The sequence below is a fragment of the Pseudomonas sp. MS15a(2019) genome (assembly GCF_013277805.1).
In the GTDB taxonomy this organism is placed as follows: Bacteria; Pseudomonadota; Gammaproteobacteria; order Pseudomonadales; family Pseudomonadaceae; genus Chryseomonas; species Chryseomonas benzopyrenica.
Genome location: NZ_VBTN01000014.1, coordinates 101,810 through 125,423 on the forward strand (window position 1 = coordinate 101,810; position 23,614 = coordinate 125,423).

Annotated in this window: 26 protein-coding genes; 15 read left to right on the forward strand and 11 right to left on the reverse strand. The window is 67.5% G+C overall.

The genetic code is table 11. The annotated features are described in order from the left end of the window. Positions 1 to 9 precede the first annotated feature (9 nt). From proC to FEZ61_RS20460, 8 genes are all read left to right on the forward strand, one after another. Positions 10 to 828, forward strand: coding sequence for a pyrroline-5-carboxylate reductase (gene proC / locus FEZ61_RS20425; RefSeq protein WP_173150245.1), 819 nt, complete (start codon positions 10 to 12; stop codon positions 826 to 828). Between the two features lie 9 nt (positions 829 to 837). Next, complete coding sequence (locus FEZ61_RS20430) at positions 838 to 1,431, forward strand: YggT family protein (protein WP_064309244.1); 594 nt, start codon at positions 838 to 840, stop codon at positions 1,429 to 1,431. Positions 1,432 to 1,548: 117 nt separating this feature from the next. Further along, entirely contained in the window at positions 1,549 to 3,507 is a 1,959-nt protein-coding gene (locus tag FEZ61_RS20435) for a dynamin family protein (protein WP_173150247.1), read from the forward strand. A 107-nt stretch (positions 3,508 to 3,614) separates the two neighbouring features. Next, positions 3,615 to 4,754 (forward strand): homoserine O-acetyltransferase, encoded by a 1,140-nt coding sequence (locus tag FEZ61_RS20440; protein WP_064309246.1) that lies wholly within the window; start codon positions 3,615 to 3,617, stop codon positions 4,752 to 4,754. Between the two features lie 5 nt (positions 4,755 to 4,759). Continuing rightward, a complete protein-coding gene (metW, locus tag FEZ61_RS20445) occupies positions 4,760 to 5,380 on the forward strand; it encodes a methionine biosynthesis protein MetW (protein WP_017640992.1) in 621 nt (206 codons plus the stop codon). An 83-nt stretch (positions 5,381 to 5,463) separates the two neighbouring features. Beyond that, positions 5,464 to 6,057, forward strand: a complete 594-nt coding sequence (gene rdgB, locus FEZ61_RS20450; RefSeq protein WP_173150249.1) for an RdgB/HAM1 family non-canonical purine NTP pyrophosphatase — start codon at positions 5,464 to 5,466, stop codon at positions 6,055 to 6,057. Beyond that, positions 6,054 to 7,205 (forward strand): radical SAM family heme chaperone HemW, encoded by a 1,152-nt coding sequence (gene hemW, locus FEZ61_RS20455; RefSeq protein ID WP_173150251.1) that lies wholly within the window; start codon positions 6,054 to 6,056, stop codon positions 7,203 to 7,205. The genes rdgB and hemW overlap by 4 nt, the downstream gene beginning before the upstream one ends. 14 nt (positions 7,206 to 7,219) lie before the next feature. Continuing rightward, a complete protein-coding gene (locus tag FEZ61_RS20460; RefSeq protein ID WP_017640995.1) occupies positions 7,220 to 7,546 on the forward strand; it encodes a DUF3392 family protein in 327 nt (108 codons plus the stop codon). Here FEZ61_RS20460 and FEZ61_RS20465 read toward each other — a convergent pair. The 5 genes from FEZ61_RS20465 to FEZ61_RS20485 all read right to left on the reverse strand — a co-directional run bounded on the left by FEZ61_RS20465 (position 7,543) and on the right by FEZ61_RS20485 (position 11,706). Beyond that, positions 7,543 to 9,285: an EAL domain-containing protein gene (locus tag FEZ61_RS20465; RefSeq protein WP_173150253.1), complete on the reverse strand. Its 1,743-nt coding sequence runs from the start codon at positions 9,283 to 9,285 to the stop codon at positions 7,543 to 7,545. The two genes, FEZ61_RS20460 and FEZ61_RS20465, sit on opposite strands and share 4 nt — an antisense overlap. A 169-nt stretch (positions 9,286 to 9,454) precedes the next feature. Beyond that, positions 9,455 to 10,165, reverse strand: a complete 711-nt coding sequence (gene trmB, locus FEZ61_RS20470; RefSeq protein ID WP_064309249.1) for a tRNA (guanosine(46)-N7)-methyltransferase TrmB — start codon at positions 10,163 to 10,165, stop codon at positions 9,455 to 9,457. Positions 10,166 to 10,232: 67 nt separating this feature from the next. Then, entirely contained in the window at positions 10,233 to 11,015 is a 783-nt protein-coding gene (locus FEZ61_RS20475) for a thiazole synthase (RefSeq protein ID WP_173150255.1), read from the reverse strand. Positions 11,016 to 11,034: 19 nt separating this feature from the next. Beyond that, positions 11,035 to 11,235 carry a sulfur carrier protein ThiS gene (gene thiS / locus FEZ61_RS20480; protein ID WP_017640999.1) on the reverse strand — a complete coding sequence of 67 codons (201 nt, stop codon included), beginning with the start codon at positions 11,233 to 11,235 and terminating at the stop codon, positions 11,035 to 11,037. Between the two features lie 93 nt (positions 11,236 to 11,328). Beyond that, positions 11,329 to 11,706, reverse strand: a complete 378-nt coding sequence (locus FEZ61_RS20485) for a DUF423 domain-containing protein (protein WP_017641000.1) — start codon at positions 11,704 to 11,706, stop codon at positions 11,329 to 11,331. Between the two features lie 68 nt (positions 11,707 to 11,774). Here FEZ61_RS20485 and mtgA point away from each other — a divergent pair, with 68 nt between their 5' ends. Further along, on the forward strand, positions 11,775 to 12,476 hold the full coding sequence (mtgA, locus tag FEZ61_RS20490) for a monofunctional biosynthetic peptidoglycan transglycosylase (RefSeq protein ID WP_173150257.1): 702 nt from the start codon (positions 11,775 to 11,777) through the stop codon (positions 12,474 to 12,476). A gap of 205 nt (positions 12,477 to 12,681) precedes the next feature. Here mtgA and rpoH read toward each other — a convergent pair whose 3' ends face one another. The 4 genes from rpoH to ftsY all read right to left on the reverse strand — a co-directional run bounded on the left by rpoH (position 12,682) and on the right by ftsY (position 16,827). Continuing rightward, positions 12,682 to 13,536 carry an RNA polymerase sigma factor RpoH gene (gene rpoH / locus FEZ61_RS20495; RefSeq protein ID WP_026083834.1) on the reverse strand — a complete coding sequence of 285 codons (855 nt, stop codon included), beginning with the start codon at positions 13,534 to 13,536 and terminating at the stop codon, positions 12,682 to 12,684. Positions 13,537 to 13,697: 161 nt separating this feature from the next. Then, positions 13,698 to 14,708 (reverse strand): permease-like cell division protein FtsX, encoded by a 1,011-nt coding sequence (ftsX, locus tag FEZ61_RS20500; RefSeq protein ID WP_017641003.1) that lies wholly within the window; start codon positions 14,706 to 14,708, stop codon positions 13,698 to 13,700. Beyond that, the gene (gene ftsE / locus FEZ61_RS20505) at positions 14,705 to 15,379 is read right to left on the reverse strand and encodes a cell division ATP-binding protein FtsE (protein ID WP_007161647.1); all 675 of its coding nucleotides are present in this window, start codon (positions 15,377 to 15,379) and stop codon (positions 14,705 to 14,707) included. The genes ftsX and ftsE overlap by 4 nt, the downstream gene beginning before the upstream one ends. Further along, complete coding sequence (ftsY, locus tag FEZ61_RS20510) at positions 15,376 to 16,827, reverse strand: signal recognition particle-docking protein FtsY (RefSeq protein ID WP_160924097.1); 1,452 nt, start codon at positions 16,825 to 16,827, stop codon at positions 15,376 to 15,378. The genes ftsE and ftsY overlap by 4 nt, the downstream gene beginning before the upstream one ends. 202 nt (positions 16,828 to 17,029) lie before the next feature. Here ftsY and FEZ61_RS20515 point away from each other — a divergent pair, with 202 nt between their 5' ends. From FEZ61_RS20515 to FEZ61_RS20540, 6 genes are all read left to right on the forward strand, one after another. After that, positions 17,030 to 18,391: a pitrilysin family protein gene (locus tag FEZ61_RS20515; protein ID WP_173150259.1), complete on the forward strand. Its 1,362-nt coding sequence runs from the start codon at positions 17,030 to 17,032 to the stop codon at positions 18,389 to 18,391. Beyond that, a complete protein-coding gene (locus FEZ61_RS20520; RefSeq protein WP_173150261.1) occupies positions 18,388 to 19,827 on the forward strand; it encodes a pitrilysin family protein in 1,440 nt (479 codons plus the stop codon). The genes FEZ61_RS20515 and FEZ61_RS20520 overlap by 4 nt, the downstream gene beginning before the upstream one ends. Position 19,828: 1 nt before the next feature. Beyond that, on the forward strand, positions 19,829 to 20,398 hold the full coding sequence (gene rsmD, locus FEZ61_RS20525) for a 16S rRNA (guanine(966)-N(2))-methyltransferase RsmD (protein WP_068384915.1): 570 nt from the start codon (positions 19,829 to 19,831) through the stop codon (positions 20,396 to 20,398). Further along, a complete protein-coding gene (locus FEZ61_RS20530; RefSeq protein ID WP_173150263.1) occupies positions 20,395 to 21,399 on the forward strand; it encodes a hydrolase in 1,005 nt (334 codons plus the stop codon). The genes rsmD and FEZ61_RS20530 overlap by 4 nt, the downstream gene beginning before the upstream one ends. 99 nt (positions 21,400 to 21,498) lie before the next feature. Next, positions 21,499 to 21,984, forward strand: a complete 486-nt coding sequence (gene coaD / locus FEZ61_RS20535; RefSeq protein ID WP_173150265.1) for a pantetheine-phosphate adenylyltransferase — start codon at positions 21,499 to 21,501, stop codon at positions 21,982 to 21,984. Between the two features lie 99 nt (positions 21,985 to 22,083). Further along, positions 22,084 to 22,335, forward strand: coding sequence for a YfhL family 4Fe-4S dicluster ferredoxin (locus tag FEZ61_RS20540; protein WP_017641009.1), 252 nt, complete (start codon positions 22,084 to 22,086; stop codon positions 22,333 to 22,335). A gap of 10 nt (positions 22,336 to 22,345) precedes the next feature. Here FEZ61_RS20540 and FEZ61_RS20545 read toward each other — a convergent pair whose 3' ends face one another. Both FEZ61_RS20545 and lgt read right to left on the reverse strand, forming a co-directional pair. Beyond that, positions 22,346 to 22,702 carry a hypothetical protein gene (locus FEZ61_RS20545; RefSeq protein WP_017641010.1) on the reverse strand — a complete coding sequence of 119 codons (357 nt, stop codon included), beginning with the start codon at positions 22,700 to 22,702 and terminating at the stop codon, positions 22,346 to 22,348. A gap of 85 nt (positions 22,703 to 22,787) precedes the next feature. Further along, on the reverse strand, positions 22,788 to 23,600 hold the full coding sequence (gene lgt, locus FEZ61_RS20550) for a prolipoprotein diacylglyceryl transferase (protein ID WP_017641011.1): 813 nt from the start codon (positions 23,598 to 23,600) through the stop codon (positions 22,788 to 22,790). Between the last annotated feature and the right edge of the window lie 14 nt (positions 23,601 to 23,614).

A 23,614-nucleotide genomic window follows, 5' to 3' on the forward strand; every position in this document is an offset into this window, starting at 1 on the left:
GAAGTCTCGATGAACGACACCCGCATCGCCTTCATCGGCGCCGGCAACATGGCCGGCGCCATCATCGGCGGCCTGCTCGCCCAGGGCGTGCCGGCCCGGCAGCTCAGCGCCAGCAATCGCAACCCGACCAAGCGCGAGGCGCTGGCCCGGGAGCACGGCATCCGCGTCGAGGCCAGTAACAGCGCCGTGCTCGCCGACGCCGACGTGGTGGTCCTGGGGGTCAAGCCCCAGGTGATGGGCGAGGTCTGCCAGGAGTTGGCTCCCCACCTGCGCCCGGACCAGCTGATCGTCTCGGTCGCCGCCGGCATCACCTGCGCCAGCCTGACACGCTGGCTGGGCCAGCGCGCGCTGGTGCGCTGCATGCCCAACGTGCCTTCGCAGCTGCGCCTGGGTGCCAGCGGCCTGTTCGCCAACGACCAGGTCACCGCCGAACAGCGCGCCCGCGCCCAGGAGATCCTCGCCGCGGTGGGCCTGGCCCTCTGGGTCGGGGAAGAACAGCAGCTGGACGCGGTCACCGCCGTCTCCGGCAGTGGCCCGGCTTATTTCTTCCTGCTGATGGAAGCCATGACCCAGGCCGGCACCAAGCTCGGCCTGCCGGCCGCGGTAGCCGAACAGCTGACCCTGCACACCGCCCGCGGCGCCGCCGCCATGGCCTGTCAGGGCGACCGCAGCCCCGAACAATTGCGTCGTTCGGTGATGTCCCCCAAGGGCACCACCGAACGCGCCATCGAAACCTTCCAAGCCGGGGCCTTCGCGGACCTGGTGGAAGAAGCCCTCACCGCCGCGGCCGACCGGGCTGCGGAACTGGCCCAGTTGCCGGATCGATAAGGAGTATCCATGTCCGCTTTCGCGCAAGCCCTCGTCTACGTCATCCAGACCCTCGGCAGTCTCTATCTGCTGATCATCCTGCTACGCTTCATCCTGCAGCTGGTGCGGGCCGACTTCTACAATCCGCTGTCGCAATTCACCGTGCGCGCCACCCAGCCGCTGCTCAAACCGGTGCGACGCATCATTCCCGGCTTCGGCGGCGTCGACCTGGCGGCCCTGGTGCTGGCGATCCTGGTCCAGCTGGCGCTGATGATGGTCGTGGTGGTGCTGCTCGGCGCCAGCATCGGCGGTCTGTTCCCCGCCTTGCTGATCTGGGCCCTGCTGGGCGTGGCTTCGCTGTTCCTCAAGGTGTTCTTCTTCGCCCTGATCGTCAGCGTCATCCTCTCCTGGGTCGCGCCCCAGACCCACAACCCCGCCGCCGAGCTGGTCAATCAGATCTGCGAGCCGCTGCTGGCCCCCTTCCGCCGCATCCTGCCGAATCTGGGTGGCCTGGATCTGTCGCCGATCTTCGCCTTCATCGTGATCAATCTGCTGGATCGCTTCGTCATCGGCCAGCTGGCCGCCGCCACCGGCATGCCGCAGATTCTCGCCCCCTTCCTCTGACGCACCACTCGCGCACCCGCCACGACCGCCTGCCGCGTCGTGGCGGAGGCGGCATTGACGTCCTCTGGACGCTGGGGCACCGTCCAGCCTTTGCTGTCCAGGTCAAGGAAGTCCCCTATGGAACGCCTGTTCCGCCACGTCGATGCCTATGCCACGTGGAAAGCCGAACTCGACACCCAATTGGGCCGCTACCGCGACTGGTTGCAGCGTAATCGTCTGGCCTCCCCGGCACTGGACGCCGCCCTGGCCAGCTGCCAGAGCGAATTGCAGGCCGACGGCATCACCCTGGCCTTCGCCGGCGAGTTCTCCCGCGGCAAGACCGAGCTGATCAACGCCCTCTTCTTCGCCGACTACGGCCAGCGCATGCTGCCGTCCCAGGCCGGGCGCACCACCATGTGCCCCACCGAGATCTTCCATGACGCCGGGGCCGACGGTCCCTATCTGCAGCTGCTGCCCATCGATAGCCGCCTGGACGAACGCAGCCTGGCCGCCTGGCGCAAGACGCCCGAGGCCTGGCAGCGCTTCGCCCTGGACGACCGCCACCCGGACGCTATGGCCGCCCTGCTGGCCAAGGTCACCGAGACCCGCGAGGTGGAAACCGCCGCCGCCGTGCAGCTGGGCTTCGATCCCGAGCAGCTGGAACAACTCGACAGCGACGGCCTGGTCAGCATCCCGGCCTGGCGCCACGCGCTGATCAGCATCGACCATCCGCTGCTGCGCCAGGGCCTGCGCATCCTCGACACCCCCGGTCTCAACGCCCTGGGCGCCGAGCCGGAACTGACCCTGTCGCTGCTGCCCCACGCCCAGGCCGTACTCTTTCTGATCGGTGCCGACACCGGCGTGACCGCCTCGGATCTCGCGCTCTGGGAGCAGTGCGTCAAGCCCTCCCTGGGCGATGCCCCGGAGCGGCTGTTCGCGGTGATGAACAAGATCGACAGCCTCTGGGACGACCTCGGCGGGGTCGCCCATGTCGCCCAGTCCCTGGAAAACGTCCGCCAGGCCAGCGCCCGGCAACTAGCGCTGCCGGCCGAGCACATCCTGCCGCTGTCGGCCAAGCAGGCGCTGCTGGGCAAGGTCCGCGGCGATCTGGAATTGCTCGCGCGCAGCCAGCTCGACAGCCTCGAACAGCTGCTCGCCGAACGCATCGTCGGCGCCCGCGAGCGTCTGTTGCAGCAGCGCATCGTGCAGCAGGCCAGTGGTCTGCTGGGCGCCAGCCGTACCCTCATCGAGCAGCGCCTGGAAGCCATTCGCGCCCAGTACGCGCAACTGGCCGACGAGGAATTGCCCGGTGCCGGCCTGGAATTGCAGACCGCTCGCACGCGCCAGGAATACGACCAGTATCACCGTCGCCTGCTGGACCTGCGCACCACCCAGAACATGCTGGCCGGGCAGCGCAAGCTGCTGACCGACCTGGTCGCGTCGGAGCGCCTGGACGCCCATCTGGACACCGCCCGCCGGGAATTCCGCAGCAGCCTGACCACCGTCGGCATCAACCAGTCCATCGCCCGTTTCTTTCGCGTGGTCGAGCATGACCTGCTGGCCCTGGACAACGAGGCGGACCGGGCCAACAAGGTGCTCGGCGCGGTCTACCAGCGGCACAATGTCGAGAATCCGCTGCATCCCCTGGAAGCGCCGCGACTGCGCATCCGCCCCTATGTCCGCGAGCTGCGCCAGCTGCAACTCAAGACCGAGGAGGTGCAGCGCCAGGTCAAGACCCTGCTCACCGAGCAGAGCGCCCTGGCCCGCCGCTTCTTCGCCACCGTGGCCCAGGAGGTCCAGGCGCTGCAGGAAGGCGCCCATGCCCAGGTGCTGCGCTGGAACGACGGCGCCCTGACCCCGCTGGTGCAGCACACCCGCGAGCAGAAGCAGCTGCTGGAAACCAGCATGCTGGCACTCAAGCAGCTCACCCAGCAGAACCTCAACAGCCAGGAGCAGGTGCGCCGGCTACAGGTGCACGAGGACGTCCTGCACGGGCAGCTCAGCGAGGTCAGCGACATGCTCAAGCAGATCAGCCGGCCGGCGCCCTCCCAGCGCCACGACAACGTGGTCGCGCTGCCGCTGGCGCGGGTCGGCTAGCGTCATCCGCTACCGTGACGCGGCCCTTGACCGCCGCGCCACGCCTGCCCTTGCCGCTCCCGGCGGTGCTCTTTAGACTGGCGAGCCCCGCCCCGGACGAGCCGTCAATGCCCAGCGTCATTCCCGAAGATTCCGTCGGCCTGGTCACCCCCGAGCTGCTGCATTTCAGCGAGCCGCTGGCCCTGGCCTGTGGTCGCACCCTGCCGGCCTATGACCTGATGGTCGAGACCTATGGCGAACTCAACGCCAGTCGCAGCAACGCCGTGCTGATCTGCCACGCGCTCTCCGGCCATCACCACGCGGCCGGCTATCACAGCCTGGACGACCGCAAGCCCGGCTGGTGGGACAGCTGCATCGGCCCCGGCAAGCCCATCGACACCCGCAAGTTCTTCGTGGTCGCCCTCAACAATCTGGGCGGCTGCAACGGCTCCACCGGCCCCAGCAGTCCGAACCCCGAGACCGGTCGGGCCTATGGCGCCGACTTCCCGGTGCTGACCGTGGAAGACTGGGTCAACAGCCAGGCACGCCTGGCCGATCGCCTGGGTATCGGGCAGTGGGCGGCGGTGATCGGCGGCAGCCTGGGCGGCATGCAGGCGTTGCAGTGGACCATCAGCTATCCCGAGCGCATCCGCCACTGCCTGGCCATCGCCTCGGCGCCCAAGCTGTCGGCGGAAAACATCGCCTTCAACGAGGTAGCGCGCCAGGCCATCCTCTCGGATCCGGACTTCCACGCCGGACACTTCCAGGAAAAGGGTGTGATCCCCAAGCGCGGCCTGATGCTGGCGCGCATGGTCGGCCACATCACCTACCTGTCCGACGAGGCCATGGGCGAAAAATTCGGTCGCGAACTCAAGACCGACCAGCTCAACTACGACTTCCACAGCGTCGAATTCCAGGTCGAGAGCTACCTGCGCTATCAGGGTGAGGAATTCTCCGGCCGTTTCGACGCCAACACCTACCTGCTGATGACCAAGGCGCTGGACTACTTCGATCCGGCCCATGCCCACGGCGGCGACCTGGCCAAGACCCTGGCCGGGGTGCAGGCGCGCTTCCTGATCGTCTCCTTCACCACCGACTGGCGCTTCTCGCCGGCGCGTTCCAAGGAGATCGTCAACGCCCTGATGGCCGCGCGCAAGGACGTCAGCTACCTGGAGGTCGACGCGCCCCAGGGCCATGACGCCTTCCTCATTCCCATCCCGCGCTATCTGCAGGCCTTCTCCCACTACATGACCCGCATCGAGGTATAGCTGCCGTGCGCGCCGATCTGGACATCATTCAGGAATGGATCCCCGCCGGCAGCCGGGTCCTCGACCTCGGTTGCGGCACCGGCGAACTGCTCGCCTGGCTGCGCGATCACAAGCAGGTCACCGGCTACGGCCTGGAGATCGACCCTGACAAGATCGCCGAATGCCTGCTCAAGGACGTCAACGTCATCGAGCAGGATCTCGACGGCGGCCTGGCCAACTTCGCCAGTGACAGCTTCGACGTGGTGGTCATGACCCAGTCGCTGCAGGCCATGCAGTACCCGGACCGCATCCTCCAGGAGATGCTCAGGGTCGGTCGCCAGTGCATCATCACCTTTCCCAACTTCGGTCACTGGCGCTGCCGGCTGTACCTGGGCGGCAAGGGGCGGATGCCGGTCTCGGACTTCCTGCCCTACACCTGGTACAACACGCCGAACATCCACTTCTGCACCTTCGAGGACTTCGAGCGCCTCTGCCGCGAACAGCGCGCCCAGGTACTGGATCGTCTTGCCGTGGATCGCCTGCACCGCCACGGCTGGGCCAGCAAGTTGTGGCCCAACCTGCTCGGCGAGATCGGCATCTATCGGGTCAGCGCGCCGCATCTGCACGACCTGCGCGTCGCCATATGACGTAAGGCCTGGGCGGCGCGGCCAGCCCGGGCCTGGCTTCGCGTACAATACGCCGCCCTTCCCAATGCGACACGGTGCCCCTCATGTCCGACCTAACCGAACTGGTTCTCGCCAGCCACAACGCCGGCAAGCTCAAGGAACTCCAGGCCATGCTCGGCGACCGGGTGCGGGTGCGCTCGGTGGGCGAATTCAGCCAGGTGGAACCCGAGGAAACCGGGCTGTCCTTTGTCGAGAACGCCATCCTCAAGGCGCGCAACGCGGCGCGGCTGTCCGGTCTGCCGGCCCTGGCCGACGATTCGGGCCTGGCGGTGGATGCCCTCGGCGGTGCTCCCGGCATCTATTCCGCCCGCTACGCCGACGGTAAGGGCGATGCCGCCAACAACGCCAAGCTGCTCGACACCCTGCGTGACGTACCCGACGCCGAGCGCACCGCCCAGTTCGTCTGCGTGCTCGCCCTGGTGCGCCACGCCGACGATCCGCTGCCGATCCTCTGCGAAGGCCTCTGGCCCGGGCGCATCCTGCATGCTGCTCAGGGCGAGCATGGCTTCGGCTATGATCCGCTGTTCCAGCCCGACGGCGAAACGGTCTCCGCGGCCGAATTGGCGCCGGCGGAAAAGAACCAGCGCAGCCATCGCGCCCGCGCCATGGCCCAGCTCAAGCAACGGCTCCAGCTGTGACCGACACCTTCGCCTTGCCGCCACTGGCGCTCTACGTCCATATCCCCTGGTGCGTGCGCAAGTGCCCCTATTGCGACTTCAACTCCCATGCCGCTGGCCCGACGCTACCGGAAACGGAGTACGTCGACGCCCTGCTGGCGGATCTGGACCAGGACCTGATCCACGTCCATGACCGGCCGCTGACCTCGATCTTCTTTGGCGGCGGCACACCCAGTCTGTTTTCCGCCGAGGCCCTGGGCCGCCTGCTGGACGGCGTGGCCCGCCGGCTGAGCCTCGCGCCGGACATCGAGATCACCCTGGAGGCCAATCCCGGCACCTTCGAGCAGGCCAAGTTCGTCGCCTATCGCGGCCTGGGCATCAATCGGCTGTCCATTGGTATCCAGAGCTTCCAGGACGCCAAGCTCAAGGCTCTGGGGCGCATCCACGGCCGCGATGAAGCCATCCGCGCCGCCGACCGGGCGCGCGCCGCCGGCTTCGACAATTTCAACTTGGACCTGATGCACGGCCTGCCCGAGCAGAGCGTCGCCGATGCCCTCGGCGACCTCGAACAGGCCATCGCCCTGGCGCCCACGCACCTGTCCTGGTACCAGCTGACCATGGAGCCCAACACGGTGTTCTGGAGCCAGCCGCCGGAGCTGCCCGAGGACGACACCCTTTGGGATATCCAGGAAGCCGGCCAGGCGCGCCTGGCGGCCGCCGGCTACCAGCAGTACGAGACCTCCGCCTATGCCCAGCCCGGGCGCCAGGCGCGGCACAATCTCAACTACTGGGGCTTTGGCGACTTCCTGGGCATCGGCGCCGGCGCCCATGCCAAGCTGAGCGCCCCGGACGGCACCCTGCTGCGCACCTGGAAGACCCGTCTACCCAAGGACTATCTGGACCCGGCCAAGGCCTTCCAGGCCGGCGCAAAACAATTGGAGCCGGCCGACCTGCCCTTCGATTTCATGATGAACGCCCTGCGCCTGGTGGACGGGGTACCGGCCGCCTGGTATCCGCAGCGCACCGGCCAGTCGCTGGACAGTCTGGCACCCGCGCTGACCGCGGCGCGCCAGGCCGGCCTGCTGGCCGAGGATGCACAGCGCCTGCGCCCCACCGCTCGCGGCCAGCTGTTCCTGAACGACCTCTTGCAATCCTTTCTGCCTGACTGACGAGGAGCTCTGCCTTGGACTTCGTGCTCGACCATATCGCCGACCTCTCCCGCTGGAGCCGCAGCCACCTGGACGAGGTGGCCCTGGCGGTCACCGCCACCCTGCTGGTGCTGTTCGGCAGCCAGGTCAATGGCTTCATCCAGGCGCGCCTGGGCAGCCTGCCGACCGCCATCCGCGTCCCGGCCTTCGCCCTGGCGTGCCTGGCGATCTACGGCGCCGCCATGACCTTCCTGACCCCCTGGGTGGTCAAGGGTCTGGCGCAGTTCAACAACTATGCCCTGGCCCCGGTGCTGCTGATCGGCGTCTGCCTGCTGGGCGTGCTGGCCGAGCGGCGCGGCTAGGGCTGGCCCCGCTGGCAGACGCGGATACTGTCCAGCAGGCACTCCAGTGATTGCGGACGCCCCAGCAGGAAGCCCTGGAAGGTGTCCACGCCCAGGTCCTTGAGCAACTCGAACTGGGCCTGGGTTTCCACCCCCTCGGCGACGATCTGCATGTCCAGCGCGCGGCACAGGCTGACGATGCCGGCCAGCAGTTGCCGGGATCTGTCATCGGCGTCCACCGCCAGCAGAAAGCTGCGGTCGATCTTGATGGTGTCGAAGGGCAAGCGGTGCAGATAGCCCAGCGACGAATAGCCGGTGCCGAAGTCATCCATCGCCACCCGAAAGCCCTGCTCGCGCAAGGCGGCCAGGCGCCGCTCCGGCGTGCCCTTCTGCAGGAAGACCGACTCGGTCACCTCCAGCTCCAGTGCCCTGGGCGCGATACCGAATTCGGCGCAGGCCGCCGCCAGGACCTCGGCCAGTTCATCATCAGCCACCTGCAGCGGCGAGATGTTGACCGCCACCGGGATCTGCAGGCCGGCGTCCTGCAGGGCGCGGGCGCAACCGGCCGCGCGGCGGATGGCCAGGCGCCCGAGGGCCGAGGCCATGCCGTTCTGCTCGGCCAGGGCGACGAAGACATTGGGCGGCACGGCCCCGACGCCCGGGCAATTCCAGCGCGCCAGCAACTCGGCGCTGATCATGCGCTGACGGGCATCGAACTTGGGCTGCAGCACGAAGGTGATGAGCTCCGCCTCGATGGCGCCATGCAGATGAGCCAACAGGGTCACCTTGCTGCGCGCCTCGCTGGTCAACTGCGGATCGTAGCAGCGCACCCGGCTCTTGCCGGCCGCCTTGGCTGCGTACATGGCGGCATCGGCATTGCGCAGCAGGGTTTCCACATCCAGCCCTTCTTCGGGGGCCAGACTCAGGCCGATGCTGGCCGATACGCGGATATCGTGGCCGGCGATGCACTGCTGCCGACCCACCGCCTGCACCAGTTGCTCGGCCACCTGGCGGGCCTGCTCGCGATCGTTCACGTCCAGCAGGGCGACGAATTCATCGCCGCCCCAGCGTGCCAGCACCTCATCGGCCCCCAGCACCTGGCGCAACTCCCGCACCAGGGCACAGAGCAGCTCGTCACCGGCAGCGTGGCCCAGGGAGTCGTTGACCTCCTTGAAGCCGTCGACATCGATGAACAGCACCGCGAGGTTGCCGGTCTCCTCCAGGTTCTGCAGGCGCGTCTCGAAATCCTGGTAGAAGGAGGTCCGGTTGGGCAGCTGGGTCAGGGCATCGCTCAGGGCCATGCGCTCCAGGGCCTGCTCGGCGCGCTTGCGCTCGGTGATGTCCCTCAGGCTGGCGACCACATAGCCTTCGCGATCCGCCTCGCCGGCAAAGCGACTCAGGCTGATCTCCACCGGCGTGACGCGCTTGGCGGAGACGTGGAACTGGGCTTCGCACAGGGCATAGCCGTCGCGCTCGAACGTGCGGATGGCCGTCTCGGGCAACTTGATGTAGTGGGACAGGTACTGACCGCTGACACTGCGCTCCGCACTGAGCATCAGGGCGCGCAGGGCATCATTGGCTTCGATGATCTGACCGCTCTCGGTCAGCACGGCCATGGCGTCGCGACAGAGGGCGAAGGCCGAGGCGATGAGGTGCAGCGAGCGTTCGGTACGCTGCCGGGCGCTGCGTTCGACTTCGAGCCAGCGCCGTACGGCGTGCAACTCGGCCGCTGGCGAGTCGGGGCGTACCAGGTCCGTCATCGGATCCGCTCTGCACGAAGGGCGGCGCGGAGCCGGTTGGCATTCTTGAGGAAGGCTGACATCCAGGTGTCTCTGTGAATTCGAATGCAACCGCCATCACAGCAGGGCAATTGGCCATCATGCCAATTGTCCCTCACCAGCTCAAGCTCGATTCGTCAGAGATACACGGTCAGCTCTGGCGTTCGAACTTGAGATCCCAGACGCCATGCCCCAGGCGTTCGCCACGGCGTTCGAACTTGGTGATGGGTCTTTCCTCGGGACGCGGTACATAGCCCGAGGCGTCGCCGAGGTTATGGTAACCGGGGGCGGCGTTCATGATCTCGAGCATGTGTTCGGCATAGGCCTGCCAATCGGTAGCCATGTGCAGCACCCCGCCGACCCTGAGCTTCTGCCGAACCAGCTCGGCGAAGGCCGGCTGGACGATCCGCCGCTTGTGGTGGCGGCTCTTGTGCCAGGGATCGGGAAAGAACAGCAGTACCCGGTCCAGACTGGCATCGGCCACGCACTGGCGCAGGACCTCCAGGGCATCGCAGCTGTAGACCCGCAGATTGGTCAGCTCCTGGGTCATGGCGCCATTGAGCAACGCACCCACGCCCGGACGATGCACCTCGACGCCGATGAAATCCTGCTCCGGCGCGGCGGCAGCCATTTCCAGGGTGGAATGGCCCATGCCGAAGCCGATCTCGAAGGTACGCGGCGCCTGGCGCCCGAATACCTGGTCGAAATCCTGGGGGCCGTCGGTCAGCTCCAGACCGAAACGCGGCCACCCCTGGTCGAGACCGCGTTGCTGGCCTTCGGTCATGCGGCCGGCGCGCATCACGAAGCTCTTGATGGTGCGCCGGGGGCGGTCGGGGGTCTGGTCGTCTTGATGATCGGTCATGGCGTTATCGATAGTGGGAAAAAGAGACGCCCGGCACAGGCCGGGCGCGTGATGGAGGGCGCCAGGTCTAGTTGACCAGGCCGTCCAGCGGCGAGGACGCGGTCGCATAGAGCTTGCGCGGCATGCGCCCGGCCAGATAGGCCAGGCGACCGGCGACGATGGCGTGCTTCATGGCTTCGGCCATCAGCACCGGCTCGCGGGCATGGGCGATGGCGCTGTTCATCAGCACCGCTTCGCAACCCAGCTCCATGGCGATGGTGGCGTCGGAGGCGGTACCCACCCCGGCATCCACCAGCACCGGCACCTTGGCCTCTTCGAGGATGATGCGCAGGTTGTAGGGATTGCAGATGCCCAGGCCCGAGCCGATCAGACCGGCCAGCGGCATGACGGCGATGCAGCCGATGGCCTCCAGCTGGCGCGCGACGATGGGGTCGTCGCTGGTATAGACCATGACGTCGAAGCCGTCGGCAACCAGGGTCTCGGCGGCCTTGAGCGTCTCGATGACATTGGGGAACAGGGTCTTCTGGTCGGCCAGGACTTCCAGCTTGACCAGGTTGTGGCCGTCGAGCAGCTCGCGCGCCAGGCGGCAGGTGCGCACCGCTTCCACCGCGTCATAGCAGCCGGCGGTGTTGGGCAGGATGGTGTAGCGCTCGGGCGAGATCACGTCGAGCAGATTGGGCTCGCCGGGATTCTGGCCGATGTTGGTGCGGCGCACCGCCACGGTGACGATCTCGGCGCCCGAGGCTTCGATGGCCAGGCGGGTCTCTTCGAGATCGCGGTACTTGCCGGTGCCGACCAGCAGGCGCGAGGCATAGGTGCGCCCGGCCAGGGTAAAGGGAGTGTCTTTCATCTGGATTCCTCTTGCGCGGCTAGCCGCCGCCGATGGCGTGGACCACTTCCAGCCGGTCGCCGTCCACCAGGGCGGTGGTGGCGTGCTGGCTGCGCGGCACGATGTCGAGGTTGCGTTCCACCGCCACTCGCCGCCCGGTCAGGTCGAGACGCACGAGCAGGTCGGCGACGGTGGCGCCGTCCGGCAATTCAAGGGATTCGCCGTTCAACAGAATCTGCATGGCAAAGGCATCGTCACGGGGTGAGCCGGCATTCTACGCCGGTCGGGCGTGCATTGCAGCGACGCCAGACCGGGAACGACGGCCAGTGCTCGGTCAGAGGCTGCCGAGGCGCCAGGCGAGGATGGCCAGGCACGCCCAGCCGGCGAGAAAGCACAGTCCGCCGAAGGGAGTGATGATGCCCAGCCGCGAGATGCCGGTCAGCGTCAGCAGATAGAGGCTGCCGGAAAACAGCAGGATGCCGGCGATGAAGAAGCCACCGGCCCAGGCCACCAGGCGTCCCTGGAAGTGCAGCGACAGGAGCGCGACGCCGAGCAGCGCCAGGGCGTGGATGAGCTGATAGAGCACGCCGGTCTGGAATACGGCCAGGTAGTCGGCGGTCAGCCGGCCCTTGAGTCCATGGGCGGCGAAGGCGCCGAGTCCGACACCGGTGAAGCCGGCCAGGGCAGCGAACAGCAGGAAGAGACGCAACATGGGTTTTACCGGGCGATGGAAGAGAAGCGCTGGTTATAATGGCCCGCTAACCGCCAAAGACCAAGCCGATGCTGCTCACCCTCCTCCGCCGTCTCCTGCGTATCGCCCTCTGGTTCGCCGTCCTCAGCGCCGCCCTGGTGCTGATCCTGCGCTGGGTGCCGCCGCCGGGCAGCATGCTGATGGTGGAGCGCAAGGTCGAGTCCTGGATCGACGGCAAACCCATCGACCTGCAGCGCGACTGGCGACCCTGGAAGGAGCTGCCGGACGATCTCAAGATGGCGGTGATCGCCGGTGAAGACCAGCACTTCGCCGAGCACTGGGGCTTCGACATGGCGGCGATCCGCCAGGCCTTCAGCCACAACGAAGCCGGCGGCTCCCTGCGCGGCGCCAGCACCATCAGCCAGCAGACCGCCAAGAATCTCTTTCTCTGGAGCGGCCGCAGCTACCTGCGCAAGGCCTTCGAGGCCTGGTTCACCGTGCTGCTGGAAACCTTCTGGTCCAAGCAGCGCATCCTCGAGGTCTATCTCAACAGCGTGGAATGGGACGACGGCGTGTTCGGCGCCGAGGCCGCGGCTCGTCACCATTTCGGCATAGGTGCTCCCTACCTGTCCGATCGCCAGGCCAGCCTGCTGGCCGCCGTGCTGCCCAATCCCCGCGAATGGAGCCCGAGCCGCCCGAGCGCCTATGTCGCCGAACGCGCCGCCTGGATCCGCCAGCAGGAGCGCCAGCTGGGCGGCAGCGACTACCTGCGGCGGATGACCGGGCAGTAGCAAGGCGACTTCGCACGCGGTTTTCAGCCTACAGACGCTCTATCGCGGCCATGGGCCGCTCCTACGGACTTCCCGGTACTTGTAGGAGCGGCCCATGGCCGCGATGGCCAGAGCCTGATCCAAGCCAGCCTACTGGCTGGGCGACAAGATTTGCAGACATAAAAAAACCGCACCCCGAGGTGCGGTTTTTCAATCAACGAGCGGATCAGGCGGCGATATTGCCCTTGAGCTTGTTCATCGCGTTCTTTTCCAGCTGACGGATACGCTCCGCCGAGACGTTGTATTTGGCCGCCAGCTCGTGCAGGGTCGCCTTTTCCTCGGCCAGCCAGCGCTGGTAGAGAATGTCGCGACTGCGATCGTCCAGGCGTTCCAGGGCCTCGTGCAGATTGGCCGTGGAGCTGTCGGTCCAATCGGCTTCTTCCAGCTGGCGTGCCGGGTCGTAACGGCTGTCTTCCAGGTACTGGGCCGGTGACTGGTAGGCGGCATCGTCATCGGCATCGCTGGCCGGATCGAAGGCCATGTCCTGACCGGTCAGGCGGCTCTCCATCTCGCGCACCTCCCGAGGCTCCACGCCCAGGGTCTCGGCCACGCGATGGACCTCGTCGTTGTTCAGCCAGGCCAGCCGCTTCTTCTGGCTGCGCAGGTTGAAGAACAGCTTGCGCTGCGCCTTGGTGGTGGCGACCTTGACGATGCGCCAGTTGCGCAGGATGAATTCGTGGATTTCCGCCTTGATCCAATGCACGGCAAAGGACACCAGGCGTACGCCCATTTCGGGGTTGAAGCGCTTCACGGCCTTCATCAGGCCGACGTTGCCTTCCTGGATCAGGTCGGCCTGGGCCAGACCATAGCCGGAATAGCTCTTGGCGATATGTACCACGAAGCGCAGATGCGCGAGCACCAACTGCCGGGCGGCCTCGACGTCTTCCTTGTAGAAGAGGCGCTCGGCCAGTTCACGCTCCCGCTCCGGAGTGAGCAGCGGAATGCTGTTCACCGAATGCACATAGGCTTCCAGGCTGGCGCCAGGAACCAATGTAGGAACAGGTTGCAACGAAGTGGTCATGCGAATCCTCCGATTCACTAAGCACTGGGCAGTCTAACACTGATTTTTTGGACAGCGCCAGACTAGTCCAGGTTCCCTTAACCCCAGCTGAAAACCGCCTTGAAATGCTTGTGTCATCAGGGGGTTAGACCGTTTCCAAAGGTGTCGGAAACGGTCGTTGGTCAGCGCGGCGCGAGTTCGCGCAGGTGACGGGCAACGGCCAGCCAGGCGCCGATGTAGCCGAGCAGCACGGCGCCGATCAGCAGTTGCAGCCCGTCTTCGATGGCGACGCTGCCCAGGGCGAAATCGCTGCCGTAGAGGCCGGCCAGATCCAGCACCGCGCCGTTGAGCCAGTTGAGGCCGAACACCAGCAGCGCCCAGGCGGCGATGCCGGCGCCCAGGCCGAACAGCGCGCCCATGTAGAGGAAGGGCCGGCGCACGTAGCCGTCGGTGCCACCCACCAGCTTGACCACCTCGATCTCGGTGCGGCGATTCTCGATGGCCAGGCGGATGGTGTTGCCGATCACCAGCAGCAGGGCGATCACCAGCACCACGGTCAGGCCGAAGACGAAGCGCTCGCCGAGCTTGAGGATGGCGGTGAGGCGCTCGACCCACTGCATGTCCAGCTGCACCTGCTGCACGCCGTTCATCTCGGCCAGCTGGCTGCGCAGCATGTCGAGGCGACTCTTGTCGATTTCCTTGGGCGTCACGGCGATGACGCCGGGCAGCGGATTCTGCGGCAATTCGCGCAACGCCTCGCCGAGGCCGGCGTCCTGCTGCAATTCCTTCAGGGCATCGTCCGGGCTGATCCAGCGCGCCTCGGCCACATCGGGCAGGACCTTGATCTGGCTCATCAGCACCTCGGCCTGGTCCTGGCCGGTGCGCAGGTCGAGGAACACCGAGATCTGCGCCGCGCGCTGCCAGGAGCCGCCCAGGCGCTCGACGTTCTTCAGCAGCAAGGACACACCCATGGGCAGCGCCAGGGCGATGCCCATCACCAGGCAGGTGAGAAAGGTGCCTATGGGCTGCTGCACCATGCGCCTGAGGCTGTCCCTCAGGCCGGTACGGTGGGCTTCGAGGTAGGCGTGCAGCGGGCTGCGCCAGTCGCTCTTGGGTTTCTTCGGGGCCTGGCGCTGCGGACGCTGGGGCTTGCCGCCCTGTTCCTGGCCACGGGGCAGTTCGGTGGCGCTCATGGCTGGCTCTCCTCTTCGTCGCCGATCAGGCGGCCGCGCTGCAGAGTCAGCATGCGATGGTGCAGGCGGGCGATGAGGGCATGGTCGTGGCTGGCGATCAGCACCGTGGTGCCGAGGCTGTTGATGTCCTCGAAGACGCCCATGATCTCCGAGGCCAGGCGTGGATCGAGGTTGCCGGTGGGTTCGTCGGCGAGCAGCAGGGCTGGCCGGTGCACCACGGCGCGGGCGATGCCGACCCGCTGCTGCTGGCCGGTGGAGAGTTCGGCCGGATAGTCGTCGAGCTTGTCCTTGAGGCTGACCCGCTCCAGGGCCGCAGCCACCCGCTTGGCGATCTCGGGCTTGGACAGGCCGAGGATCTGCAGCGGCAGGGCGACGTTGTCGAACACAGTGCGGTCATAGAGCAGCTGGTGGTTCTGGAAGACCACGCCGATCTGCCGGCGCAGGAAGGGAATCTGCGCATTGGTGATGCGCGAGATGTCCTGGCCGGCCAGGGTCAGCTTACCGCCGGTGGGCCTTTCCATGGCCAGGATCAGCCGCATCAGGGTGCTCTTGCCGGCGCCGGAATGCCCGGTGACGAAGAGGATTTCGCCGCGTTCGGCACGGAAGCTCAGTTCCTGCAGGCCGACGTGACCGTTGGGATAGCGCTTGGAGACGCGGTCGAACTGGATCATGAGACGCCCCGCTCCGCGAACAGGGCCTGGACGAAGGGCCGCGCCTCGAAGGGCCGCAGGTCGTCGATGCCTTCGCCGACGCCGACATAGCGGATCGGCAGGGCGCTCTGCTTGGCCAGGGCGAAGATCACCCCACCCTTGGCGGTGCCGTCGAGCTTGGTCAACGCCAGGCCGGTCAGGGGCACCGCATTGTGGAACTGCTTGGCCTGGTTGAGGGCGTTCTGGCCGGTGCCGGCATCCAGCACCAGCAGGGTCTCGTGGGGCGCCGCCTCGTCCAGCTTGCCGATCACCCGGCGTACCTTGCGCAGCTCTTCCATGAGGTTGTCCTTGGTGTGCAGCCGGCCGGCGGTGTCGGCGATCAGCACATCGATGCCACGGGCCTTGGCGGCTTGCACCGCGTCGAAGATCACCGAGGCGGAGTCGGCACCGGTGTGCTGGGCGATCACCGGGATGCGGTTGCGCTCGCCCCAGACCTGCAACTGCTCCACGGCGGCGGCGCGGAAGGTGTCGCCAGCGGCCAGCATGACCTTCTTACCGTCGTTCTGCAGGCGCTTGGCCAGCTTGCCGATGGTGGTGGTCTTACCGGCGCCGTTCACACCGACCACCAGGATGACGTATGGCTTGTGCGAGGTGTCGATCACCAGCGGCTGTTCCACCGGCAGCAGCATCTCGGTGAGCTCCTGCTGCAGGGCCTGATAGAGCGCCTCGCTGTCGGCCAATTGTTTGCGCGCCACCTTCTGGGTCAGGTTGCGCATGATGACGCCGGTGGCCTCGACGCCAACGTCGGCGGTCAGCAGGCGGGTCTCCAACTCTTCGAGCAGGTCATCGTCGATGGCCTTCTTGCCGAGGAACAGACTGGCCATGCCTTCGCCGAGACTGGCGCTGGTCTTGGACAGCCCCTGACGCAGACGAGCGAAGAAACCCAGTTTAGTTGGTTCGGCCGGAGCGGCGGCAACGGCGGGTGGAGCGGGTTCGGGTTCGGGCGCAACCACCTCAGGCTCAGGACGTACCGGGGCGACGGGTACGACCGGGGCTGGAGCAGGCTCGGGCTCTACGACAGGCGCAGGAACTACCGGGGCCAGCGGCGCGACCGGCGCCGATACCGGCTCGGGCTCTGTCTCGGGCACAACTACCGGCTCGACCTCGACCGGCGGCAGGATGGGATCGGCCACCAGCGGCTCGACCAGCGCCGTCAGGGCCACCGGCGACGGGGCCTCCTCTTCGGCGACCGGGGTCAGCGAGGGGATCGCCTCCGGAGGCTCGGGTACCGGCTCCGGATGCTGCACCGGTTCGCTGGTCAGCGGCTCGGGCAAGCGCTCTTCGGCTTCGGGCGCGGCGGCCGGGGCTTCGGCCGGCGTCGCTACGGGTTCGGCAGTCTTCTTGCGGAACCAGCCGAACAGGCCTTTCTTCTCCGCGGGGGGAGACTTCTTGTCGTCGGATCCAAACATGCAGGGCTCTGTATCGAACGGACGAGCCAGCTGCGGGAGCTCCGCCAGGCGGGGCTCGACCGTCAGGCATGGCCGTCGGGAAAAGGGATGCGTATCCTAGCAGCCTGCCGGGCGGAAGACCTCCCCGTCGGCGAAAAACGCGCGACCGTCCCCAGGACGCAGCCGCTTCGTCCCCTACCGCGCTACAAGGCCTGCTCTCGCGATGCCCGCCTCCCGCTTCCGTCGGACCGCCCTGGTCGTCTTGCTCAGCCTGCTCCCCACCCTCGCCCTGGCCACCGCCAGCCGGCAGAACACCGAGGAATTCACCTTCGACAACGGCCTCAAGCTGGTGGTCCGCGAAGATCACCGGGCGCCGGTCGCCGTGGTGCAACTCTGGTATCGCGTGGGTTCGAGCCTGGAGGCACCCGGCGTGACCGGCTTGTCCCACGCCCTGGAACACCTGATGTTCAAGGGCAGCCGCAAGCTCGGTGCCGGCGAGGCCTCGCACCTGCTGCGCGACCTGGGCGCCGAGGAAAACGCCTTCACCACCGATGACTACACCGTCTACTACCAGCTGCTCGCCGGCGATCGCCTGCCGGTGGCCCTGGAGCTGGAAGCCGATCGCATGCAGCACCTGCGCCTGGCGCCCGACGAGGTCAGCCGCGAGCTGGAGGTGATCAAGGAGGAACGCCGGCTGCGCACCGACGACCGGCCCGAGGCGCTGTCCTTCGAACGTTTCAAGGCCGCGGCCTACCCGGCCAGCGGCTATCGCAACCCCACCATCGGCTGGCCCCAGGACCTGCAGCGCCTCGGCGTCGACGACCTGCGCCGCTGGTACCAGACCTGGTACGCACCCAATAACGCCACCCTGGTGGTGGTGGGCGACGTCGAGCCCCAGGCGATCCGCGCCGAGGTGCAGCGCTGGTTCGGTGGCATCCCCCGCAGCGACCTGCCCGCGCCACGGCGACCGCTGGAACTGCCCGCGCCGGGCGAACGCCGCCTGGCCCTGCAGGCCCGCGAGCTGCCCAGCCTGCTGATGGGCTTCAACGTGCCCAGCCTGGCCACCGCCGCCCAGCCGCGCGATGCCTATGCGTTGCAACTGCTGGCCGCCCTGCTCAGCGGCGGCTCGGGGGCGCGCCTGCCCAGTCGTCTCGAACGCGGCGAGGAAGTGGCCAGCAGCGTGCGCGCCGCCTACGGCGCCTACACCCGTGGCGACAGCCTCTTCTTGCTCAGCGGCACCCCCAACACCCCGCGCGGCAAGACCCTCGATCAGCTGGAAGCGGCCTTCTGGGCGCAGCTGGACCTGCTCAAGCGCGAGCCGCCCAGCGCCGAGGAACTGGCCCGGGTCCGCGCCCTGCTGGTGGCCGGTCTGGTCTATGGCCGCGACTCCATCACCGCCCAGGCCAGCAGCATCGGCCAGCTGGAAAGCGTCGGCCTCGGCTGGCGCCAGGGGGATCGGCTGCTTGACGAACTAGGCCGGGTCACCCCCGACGACCTGCGCCGGGTGGCCCGCACCTACTTCACCCGCGAGCGCCTGACCCTGGCCCAGCTCGAGCCCACAGCCACCGCGGAGAATCGTCCATGAAACCGCTGCTCTGGCTGTCGCTGTGCCTGCTCGCGGGCTGCCAGTCCCCTACCCCGGTCGGCGACCTGGCGCGCGCCTATCCCGCCGTGGACAGCCTCAAGACCCTCAAGGACGCGCCGCCCCTGGGGCGCCAGCTGGACATCCAGCGCTGGCGCACCGCCGAGGGCGCCCAGGTGCTGTTCGTGCCGGCGCCGGAATTGCCGATGTTCGACGTGCGCCTGATCTTTGCCGCCGGCAGCAGCCAGGATGGCGCCACTCCGGGCCTGGCCATGCTGACCAATGGCCTGCTCAACGAAGGCACCCCGGGACGCGATGCCGGCGCCATCGCCGATGGCTTCGAGCGCCTGGGCGCCGACTTCAGCAACGGCGCCTATCGTGACCAGGCGGTGGCCGGGCTGCGCACCCTCGCCGATCCGGCCCACAGCGAACCGGCCCTGGCGCTGCTGGCCGACGTGGTGGGTCGACCGACCTTTCCCGCCGAGGCCATCCAGCGCATCCGCGACCAGCTGCTGACGCTGATCGTCGCCAGCCACCGCGAACCGGCGAACCTGGCGGGCGAGGCCCTGCAGGAACGTCTCTACGGCAACCACCCCTATGCCCATTCGCCGCGGGGCACGGCCGCTGGCCTGGCCCGCCTGGACGCGGCCAGCCTCAGGGCCTTCCATGCCCGTGCCTATGCCGCCGGCAATGCCGTGATCGCCCTCACCGGCGACCTGGATCGCGCCCGCGCCGAGCAGATCGCCGCCCAGCTGTCGCGCGCCCTGCCCCGCGGCCCGGCCCTGCCGCCACTGCCGGTGCCAGCGCCTGCCGCACCGGCCCGGGTGCAGCTGGAGATCCCGGCGCAGCAGACGCGCCTGCTGCTCGGCCAACTCGGCATCACCCGCCGCGATCCCGACTATGCCGCCCTCTTCGTCGGCAACCAGATCCTTGGCGGTGGCGGTTTCGGCAGTCGCCTGATGACCGAATTGCGCGAACGCCGCGGTCTCACCTACGGCGTCAGCTCGGGCTTCACCCCCATGCGTCAGCCTGGCCCCTTCACCCTCGGCCTGCAGACCCGCGCCGAACTGGGCGATGCCACCCTGGCCTTGGTCCGTGACCTGCTGCGCGACTACCTGGCCCAGGGCCCTACCCAGGCCGAACTGGACCGCGCCAAGCGGCAGATCGAAGGCAGCTTCCCGCTGGCCAACGCCAGCAACGGCGCCATCGTCGCCCAACTGGGCAACATCGGCTTCTATGACCTGCCCAGCAGCTACCTCGATGACTTCCTCCAGCAGGTCCGCCGGCTGACGGTGGAGCAGGTGCATGCCGCCCTACAGCGCCACCTGGATCCGGCCAACTTCGTCGTGGTCAGCGCCGGCCCACGGGTCGCCCAGCAGCCGCTGCCGCCACCCCGCCCTCTTCCCAACCTGCCGCCCAGCGGCGTTCCGGAGCACTAGCATGGCCCAGAAGACCGCCAACCAACTGCGCATCATCGGTGGCGACTGGCGCAGCCGGCGCTTCGTCTTTCCCGATGCCCTGGGCCTGAGACCCACCCCGGATCGGGTCCGCGAGACCCTGTTCAACTGGCTAGCCGCCGTCACCCCGGGCGCCCGGGTGCTGGACCCCTTCGCCGGCAGTGGCGCGCTGCTGCTGGAAGCCCTGTCCCGCGGCGCCGGCCCGGCGCTGGCCTTCGACCTCAATGCCCAGGCCGCCAATGCCCTGCGCGGTCATCTGCAGGTCCTCGGCTGCGCCCAGGTCGAGGTACGCCAGACCGATGCCCTGCAGGCCCTGGCCAAGCCGGCGGCGACGCCCTTCGACCTGGTGTTTCTCGATCCGCCCTTTGGCCAGGACCTGCTGGAGCCGGCCTGCGCGACCCTGGAAGCCCAGGGCTGGCTCGCCGCGGACGCCTGGATCTACACCGAGAGCGAGACCCAGCCCTCGCGCCTGAGCCTGCCCGCGACCTGGCAACTGCACCGCGAGAAGAAGACCGGCAACGTCCACTACGCCCTCTGGCACCGCCAGGCGTGAACAGCGCCCCCTTTCGACCGGCACGCTGGCTACCCGGCCCGCACCTGCAGACCCTCTGGGGCTCGTTGTGGCGGCGTCTGCCGCCCATCACCCGACCACGCGAACGGCTGTGGCTGGAGGATGGCGACTTCCTGGATCTGGACTGGTACCACGCCGAGGACCCACGGGCGCCGCTGGTGCTGATCGCCCATGGGCTCACCGGCAGCTCCGGCTCCCACTATGTGCTCGGCCTGCAATTCGCCCTGGCCGCCCGCGGCTGGGCCAGCGTCGGCCTTAACTGGCGCGGCTGCTCCGGCGAACCCAACCGCCTGCCGCGTGGCTATCACTCCGGCGTCAGCGAAGACCTGGCGGCGGTGGTGCGCCATCTGCAGGCCAGTCGTCCGGAGGCTCCGCTGTATGCGGTGGGCTTTTCCCTCGGTGGCAATGTGCTGCTCAAGTACCTCGGTGAGCGCGGCGCGGAAAGCGGACTACAAGCCGCGGCGGCGGTGTCGGTGCCCTTTCGTCTGGACCTCTGCGCCGATCGCATCGGCATCGGCTTCTCGCGTATCTATCAGCGGCACTTCATCCGCGAACTGGCGCGCTATGTGCGCGACAAGCAGGCACTGTTTGATCGCGAGCGCCATCCCGAGCAGCACGAGATCCTCGCCCGCCTGGGCCCGCCCGAGGGGCTCAAGACCTTCTGGGACTTCGACGACAGATACACCGCGCCCCTGCATGGCTTTCGCGATGCCCAGGACTACTATCGCCAGGCCTCCAGCCGCTATTACCTGGGGGGTATCCGCATCCCCACCCTGCTGATCCAGGCCGAGGACGATCCCTTCATCGGCACCGACGCCCTGCCCGCCCGCGCCGAACTGGCGCCCGACACCCTGTTCGAGCGCCTGCCCCACGGCGGCCACGTGGGTTTCGTCGGCGGCTCCTTCCGCGACCCGGACTACTATCTGGAAAGGCGCATCCCCGACTGGCTGGTCAGCCAACGAGCAGCGCCATCCGGCCGATAAACGCCCACGGGTCGGCGATCCTGGCGGCTGTCGCCTTGGCCTCACCCCGCCCCTGAGCTACCATCCAAGCCCCAACAGCTTCGCCCCCAGGACAGCGTCATGAACCGAGTGCTATACCCCGGCACCTTCGACCCCATCACCAAGGGCCATGGCGATCTGGTGGAGCGCGCCTCGCGGCTGTTCGACGAAGTCGTGGTGGCGGTGGCGGCCAGCCCCAAGAAGAATCCGCTGTTTCCGCTGGAACGCCGGGTCGAGCTAGCCAAGGCGGTGACCGCGCACCTGCCCAACGTCGAGGTGATCGGCTTCAGCTGCCTGCTGGCCACCCTGGTGGAACAGCAGAAGGCGACCATCATCCTGCGCGGCCTGCGCGCGGTGTCGGACTTCGAGTTCGAATTCCAGCTGGCCAACATGAACCGGGTGCTGGCGCCCCAGGCGGAAAGCATGTTCCTGACCCCGTCGGAACACTATTCCTACCTCTCCTCCACCCTGGTGCGCGAGATCGCGGCCCTCGGTGGCGACGTGACCAAGTTCGTCCATCCCACCGTGCATCAGGCGCTGCTGGAGCGTTTTGTCCCGGCCAGCTGATTAACCCCAAGGACTGTCGGGTGCAGCCGGCGCGCGGATGGGGCAAAATGCGCGCCTGACTTTTGGATCGCTGCGCGTTCGCGTGGCGAGGAGCCGACGATGTCCCTCATCATTACCGACGATTGCATCAACTGCGACGTGTGCGAGCCCGAGTGCCCGAACGGCGCCATCTCTCAGGGCGCGGAGATCTACGTGATCGATCCGAACCTGTGCACCGAGTGCGTGGGCCACTACGACGAACCCCAGTGCCAGCAGGTCTGCCCGGTGGACTGTATCCCCCTCGACGAAAACCATGTCGAGACCAAGGAGCAGCTGCACGACAAATACCTGAAGATCAGCGGCCAGGGCTAGCGCCAGGGCCTTACTCGGTACGCCCGTAGCCGCTCTGGGTGCAGCCCAGGCAGCGCACGAAGGCCGCCTTGCCTGGCTCGACCACCAGGGCCTTGCCGGCCTTGCCGATGTTACCGCCCGCGGCGGTGAATGGCAGACTGACCACGAAGACGCCCGCGCCGATCACGGTGGCGGCGATCAGCAGCGGCCGCGCGATCAAGAGATCGCCGATCATGGAAAAGGCGGCGGGAGCCTGGGCTTCACCGAACGCCTGGTCGGCGGTCTGATACTCGGTGACGTCACCCTGAGCCTGTTGCGCCTGCGCCGGCAGGACCTGCATCGTCAGGGCCAGCGCCAGCACGGCAGCCAGGCTACGGAACGGATTCATACGGCTGATCCCTTGCGCGGTTGTGATGGTGGTCCCTGAACTATAACAGGCCGCCCGCACTTGTCATGCGGGCGGTCCCCAGACGTCATTCGGCGCGGACGACCGGCTGCGGCGCGCGGCGATGGGCGTAGACCATGAGCGCGATACCGCCGAGCACCATGGGCACGCAGAGCACCTGCCCCATGGTCAGCCAGCCCCAGGCCAGATAGCCGAGCTGGGCATCGGGCACCCGCACGAATTCGACAATGAAGCGGAAGATGCCGTAGCAGAGCACGAACAGGCCGGACACGGCCATGGTCGGCCGCGGCTTGCGCGAATATAGCCAGAGGATCACGAACAGCGCCACGCCTTCCAGGGCGAACTGGTAGAGCTGCGAGGGATGGCGCGGCAACTGGGCCGGATCGCTGTAGGGCGGGAAGATCATCGCCCAGGGCACATCGGTCGGCTTGCCCCAGAGTTCGGCATTGATGAAGTTGCCGATGCGGCCGGCACCCAGGCCGATGGGCACCAGCGGGGCGATGAAGTCCATCAGCTCGAAGAAGCCCTTGTTGTGGCGCTTACCGAACCACCAGACCGCCAGGATCACCCCGAGCAGCCCGCCATGGAAGGACATGCCGCCCTTCCAGACCTCGAAGATCAGCGTCGGATTGGCGATGTACTCCGCCAGGTTGTAGAACAGCACGTAGCCGAGCCGCCCCCCGGCGATGACCCCCAGCGCCACCCAGAACACCAGGTCGGACAGGGTCTCGCTGGTCCAACGCGGATCGAAGCGATTGAGCCGACGCTTGGCCAACCACCAGGCGCCACCGATCCCCACCAGGTACATGAGCCCGTACCAGTGGATCTTCAGCGGCCCCAGCGACAGGGCCACCGGGTCTATTTGCGGATACGGCAGCATGGTGCCTCCTTGAA

What these genes read in the sequence shown, in the direction of transcription:
- FEZ61_RS20435 (WP_173150247.1), top strand. Translation starts at nt 1,549, where the DNA reads ATGGAACGCCTGTTCCGCCACGTCGATGCCTATGCCACGTGGAAAGCC.
- ftsX (WP_017641003.1), bottom strand. Translation starts at nt 14,708, where the DNA reads ATGAGCGCCACCGAACTGCCCCGTGGCCAGGAACAGGGCGGCAAGCCC.
- FEZ61_RS20515 (WP_173150259.1), top strand. Translation starts at nt 17,030, where the DNA reads ATGCCCGCCTCCCGCTTCCGTCGGACCGCCCTGGTCGTCTTGCTCAGC.
- rdgB (WP_173150249.1), top strand. Translation starts at nt 5,464, where the DNA reads ATGTCCGACCTAACCGAACTGGTTCTCGCCAGCCACAACGCCGGCAAG.
- thiS (WP_017640999.1), bottom strand. Translation starts at nt 11,235, where the DNA reads ATGCAGATTCTGTTGAACGGCGAATCCCTTGAATTGCCGGACGGCGCC.
- FEZ61_RS20430 (WP_064309244.1), top strand. Translation starts at nt 838, where the DNA reads ATGTCCGCTTTCGCGCAAGCCCTCGTCTACGTCATCCAGACCCTCGGC.
- trmB (WP_064309249.1), bottom strand. Translation starts at nt 10,165, where the DNA reads ATGACCGATCATCAAGACGACCAGACCCCCGACCGCCCCCGGCGCACC.
- FEZ61_RS20440 (WP_064309246.1), top strand. Translation starts at nt 3,615, where the DNA reads ATGCCCAGCGTCATTCCCGAAGATTCCGTCGGCCTGGTCACCCCCGAG.
- coaD (WP_173150265.1), top strand. Translation starts at nt 21,499, where the DNA reads ATGAACCGAGTGCTATACCCCGGCACCTTCGACCCCATCACCAAGGGC.
- FEZ61_RS20485 (WP_017641000.1), bottom strand. Translation starts at nt 11,706, where the DNA reads ATGTTGCGTCTCTTCCTGCTGTTCGCTGCCCTGGCCGGCTTCACCGGT.
- rpoH (WP_026083834.1), bottom strand. Translation starts at nt 13,536, where the DNA reads ATGACCACTTCGTTGCAACCTGTTCCTACATTGGTTCCTGGCGCCAGC.
- ftsE (WP_007161647.1), bottom strand. Translation starts at nt 15,379, where the DNA reads ATGATCCAGTTCGACCGCGTCTCCAAGCGCTATCCCAACGGTCACGTC.
- proC (WP_173150245.1), top strand. Translation starts at nt 10, where the DNA reads ATGAACGACACCCGCATCGCCTTCATCGGCGCCGGCAACATGGCCGGC.
- FEZ61_RS20465 (WP_173150253.1), bottom strand. Translation starts at nt 9,285, where the DNA reads ATGACGGACCTGGTACGCCCCGACTCGCCAGCGGCCGAGTTGCACGCC.
- mtgA (WP_173150257.1), top strand. Translation starts at nt 11,775, where the DNA reads ATGCTGCTCACCCTCCTCCGCCGTCTCCTGCGTATCGCCCTCTGGTTC.
- rsmD (WP_068384915.1), top strand. Translation starts at nt 19,829, where the DNA reads ATGGCCCAGAAGACCGCCAACCAACTGCGCATCATCGGTGGCGACTGG.
- FEZ61_RS20545 (WP_017641010.1), bottom strand. Translation starts at nt 22,702, where the DNA reads ATGAATCCGTTCCGTAGCCTGGCTGCCGTGCTGGCGCTGGCCCTGACG.
- lgt (WP_017641011.1), bottom strand. Translation starts at nt 23,600, where the DNA reads ATGCTGCCGTATCCGCAAATAGACCCGGTGGCCCTGTCGCTGGGGCCG.
- FEZ61_RS20475 (WP_173150255.1), bottom strand. Translation starts at nt 11,015, where the DNA reads ATGAAAGACACTCCCTTTACCCTGGCCGGGCGCACCTATGCCTCGCGC.
- ftsY (WP_160924097.1), bottom strand. Translation starts at nt 16,827, where the DNA reads ATGTTTGGATCCGACGACAAGAAGTCTCCCCCCGCGGAGAAGAAAGGC.
- FEZ61_RS20540 (WP_017641009.1), top strand. Translation starts at nt 22,084, where the DNA reads ATGTCCCTCATCATTACCGACGATTGCATCAACTGCGACGTGTGCGAG.
- FEZ61_RS20520 (WP_173150261.1), top strand. Translation starts at nt 18,388, where the DNA reads ATGAAACCGCTGCTCTGGCTGTCGCTGTGCCTGCTCGCGGGCTGCCAG.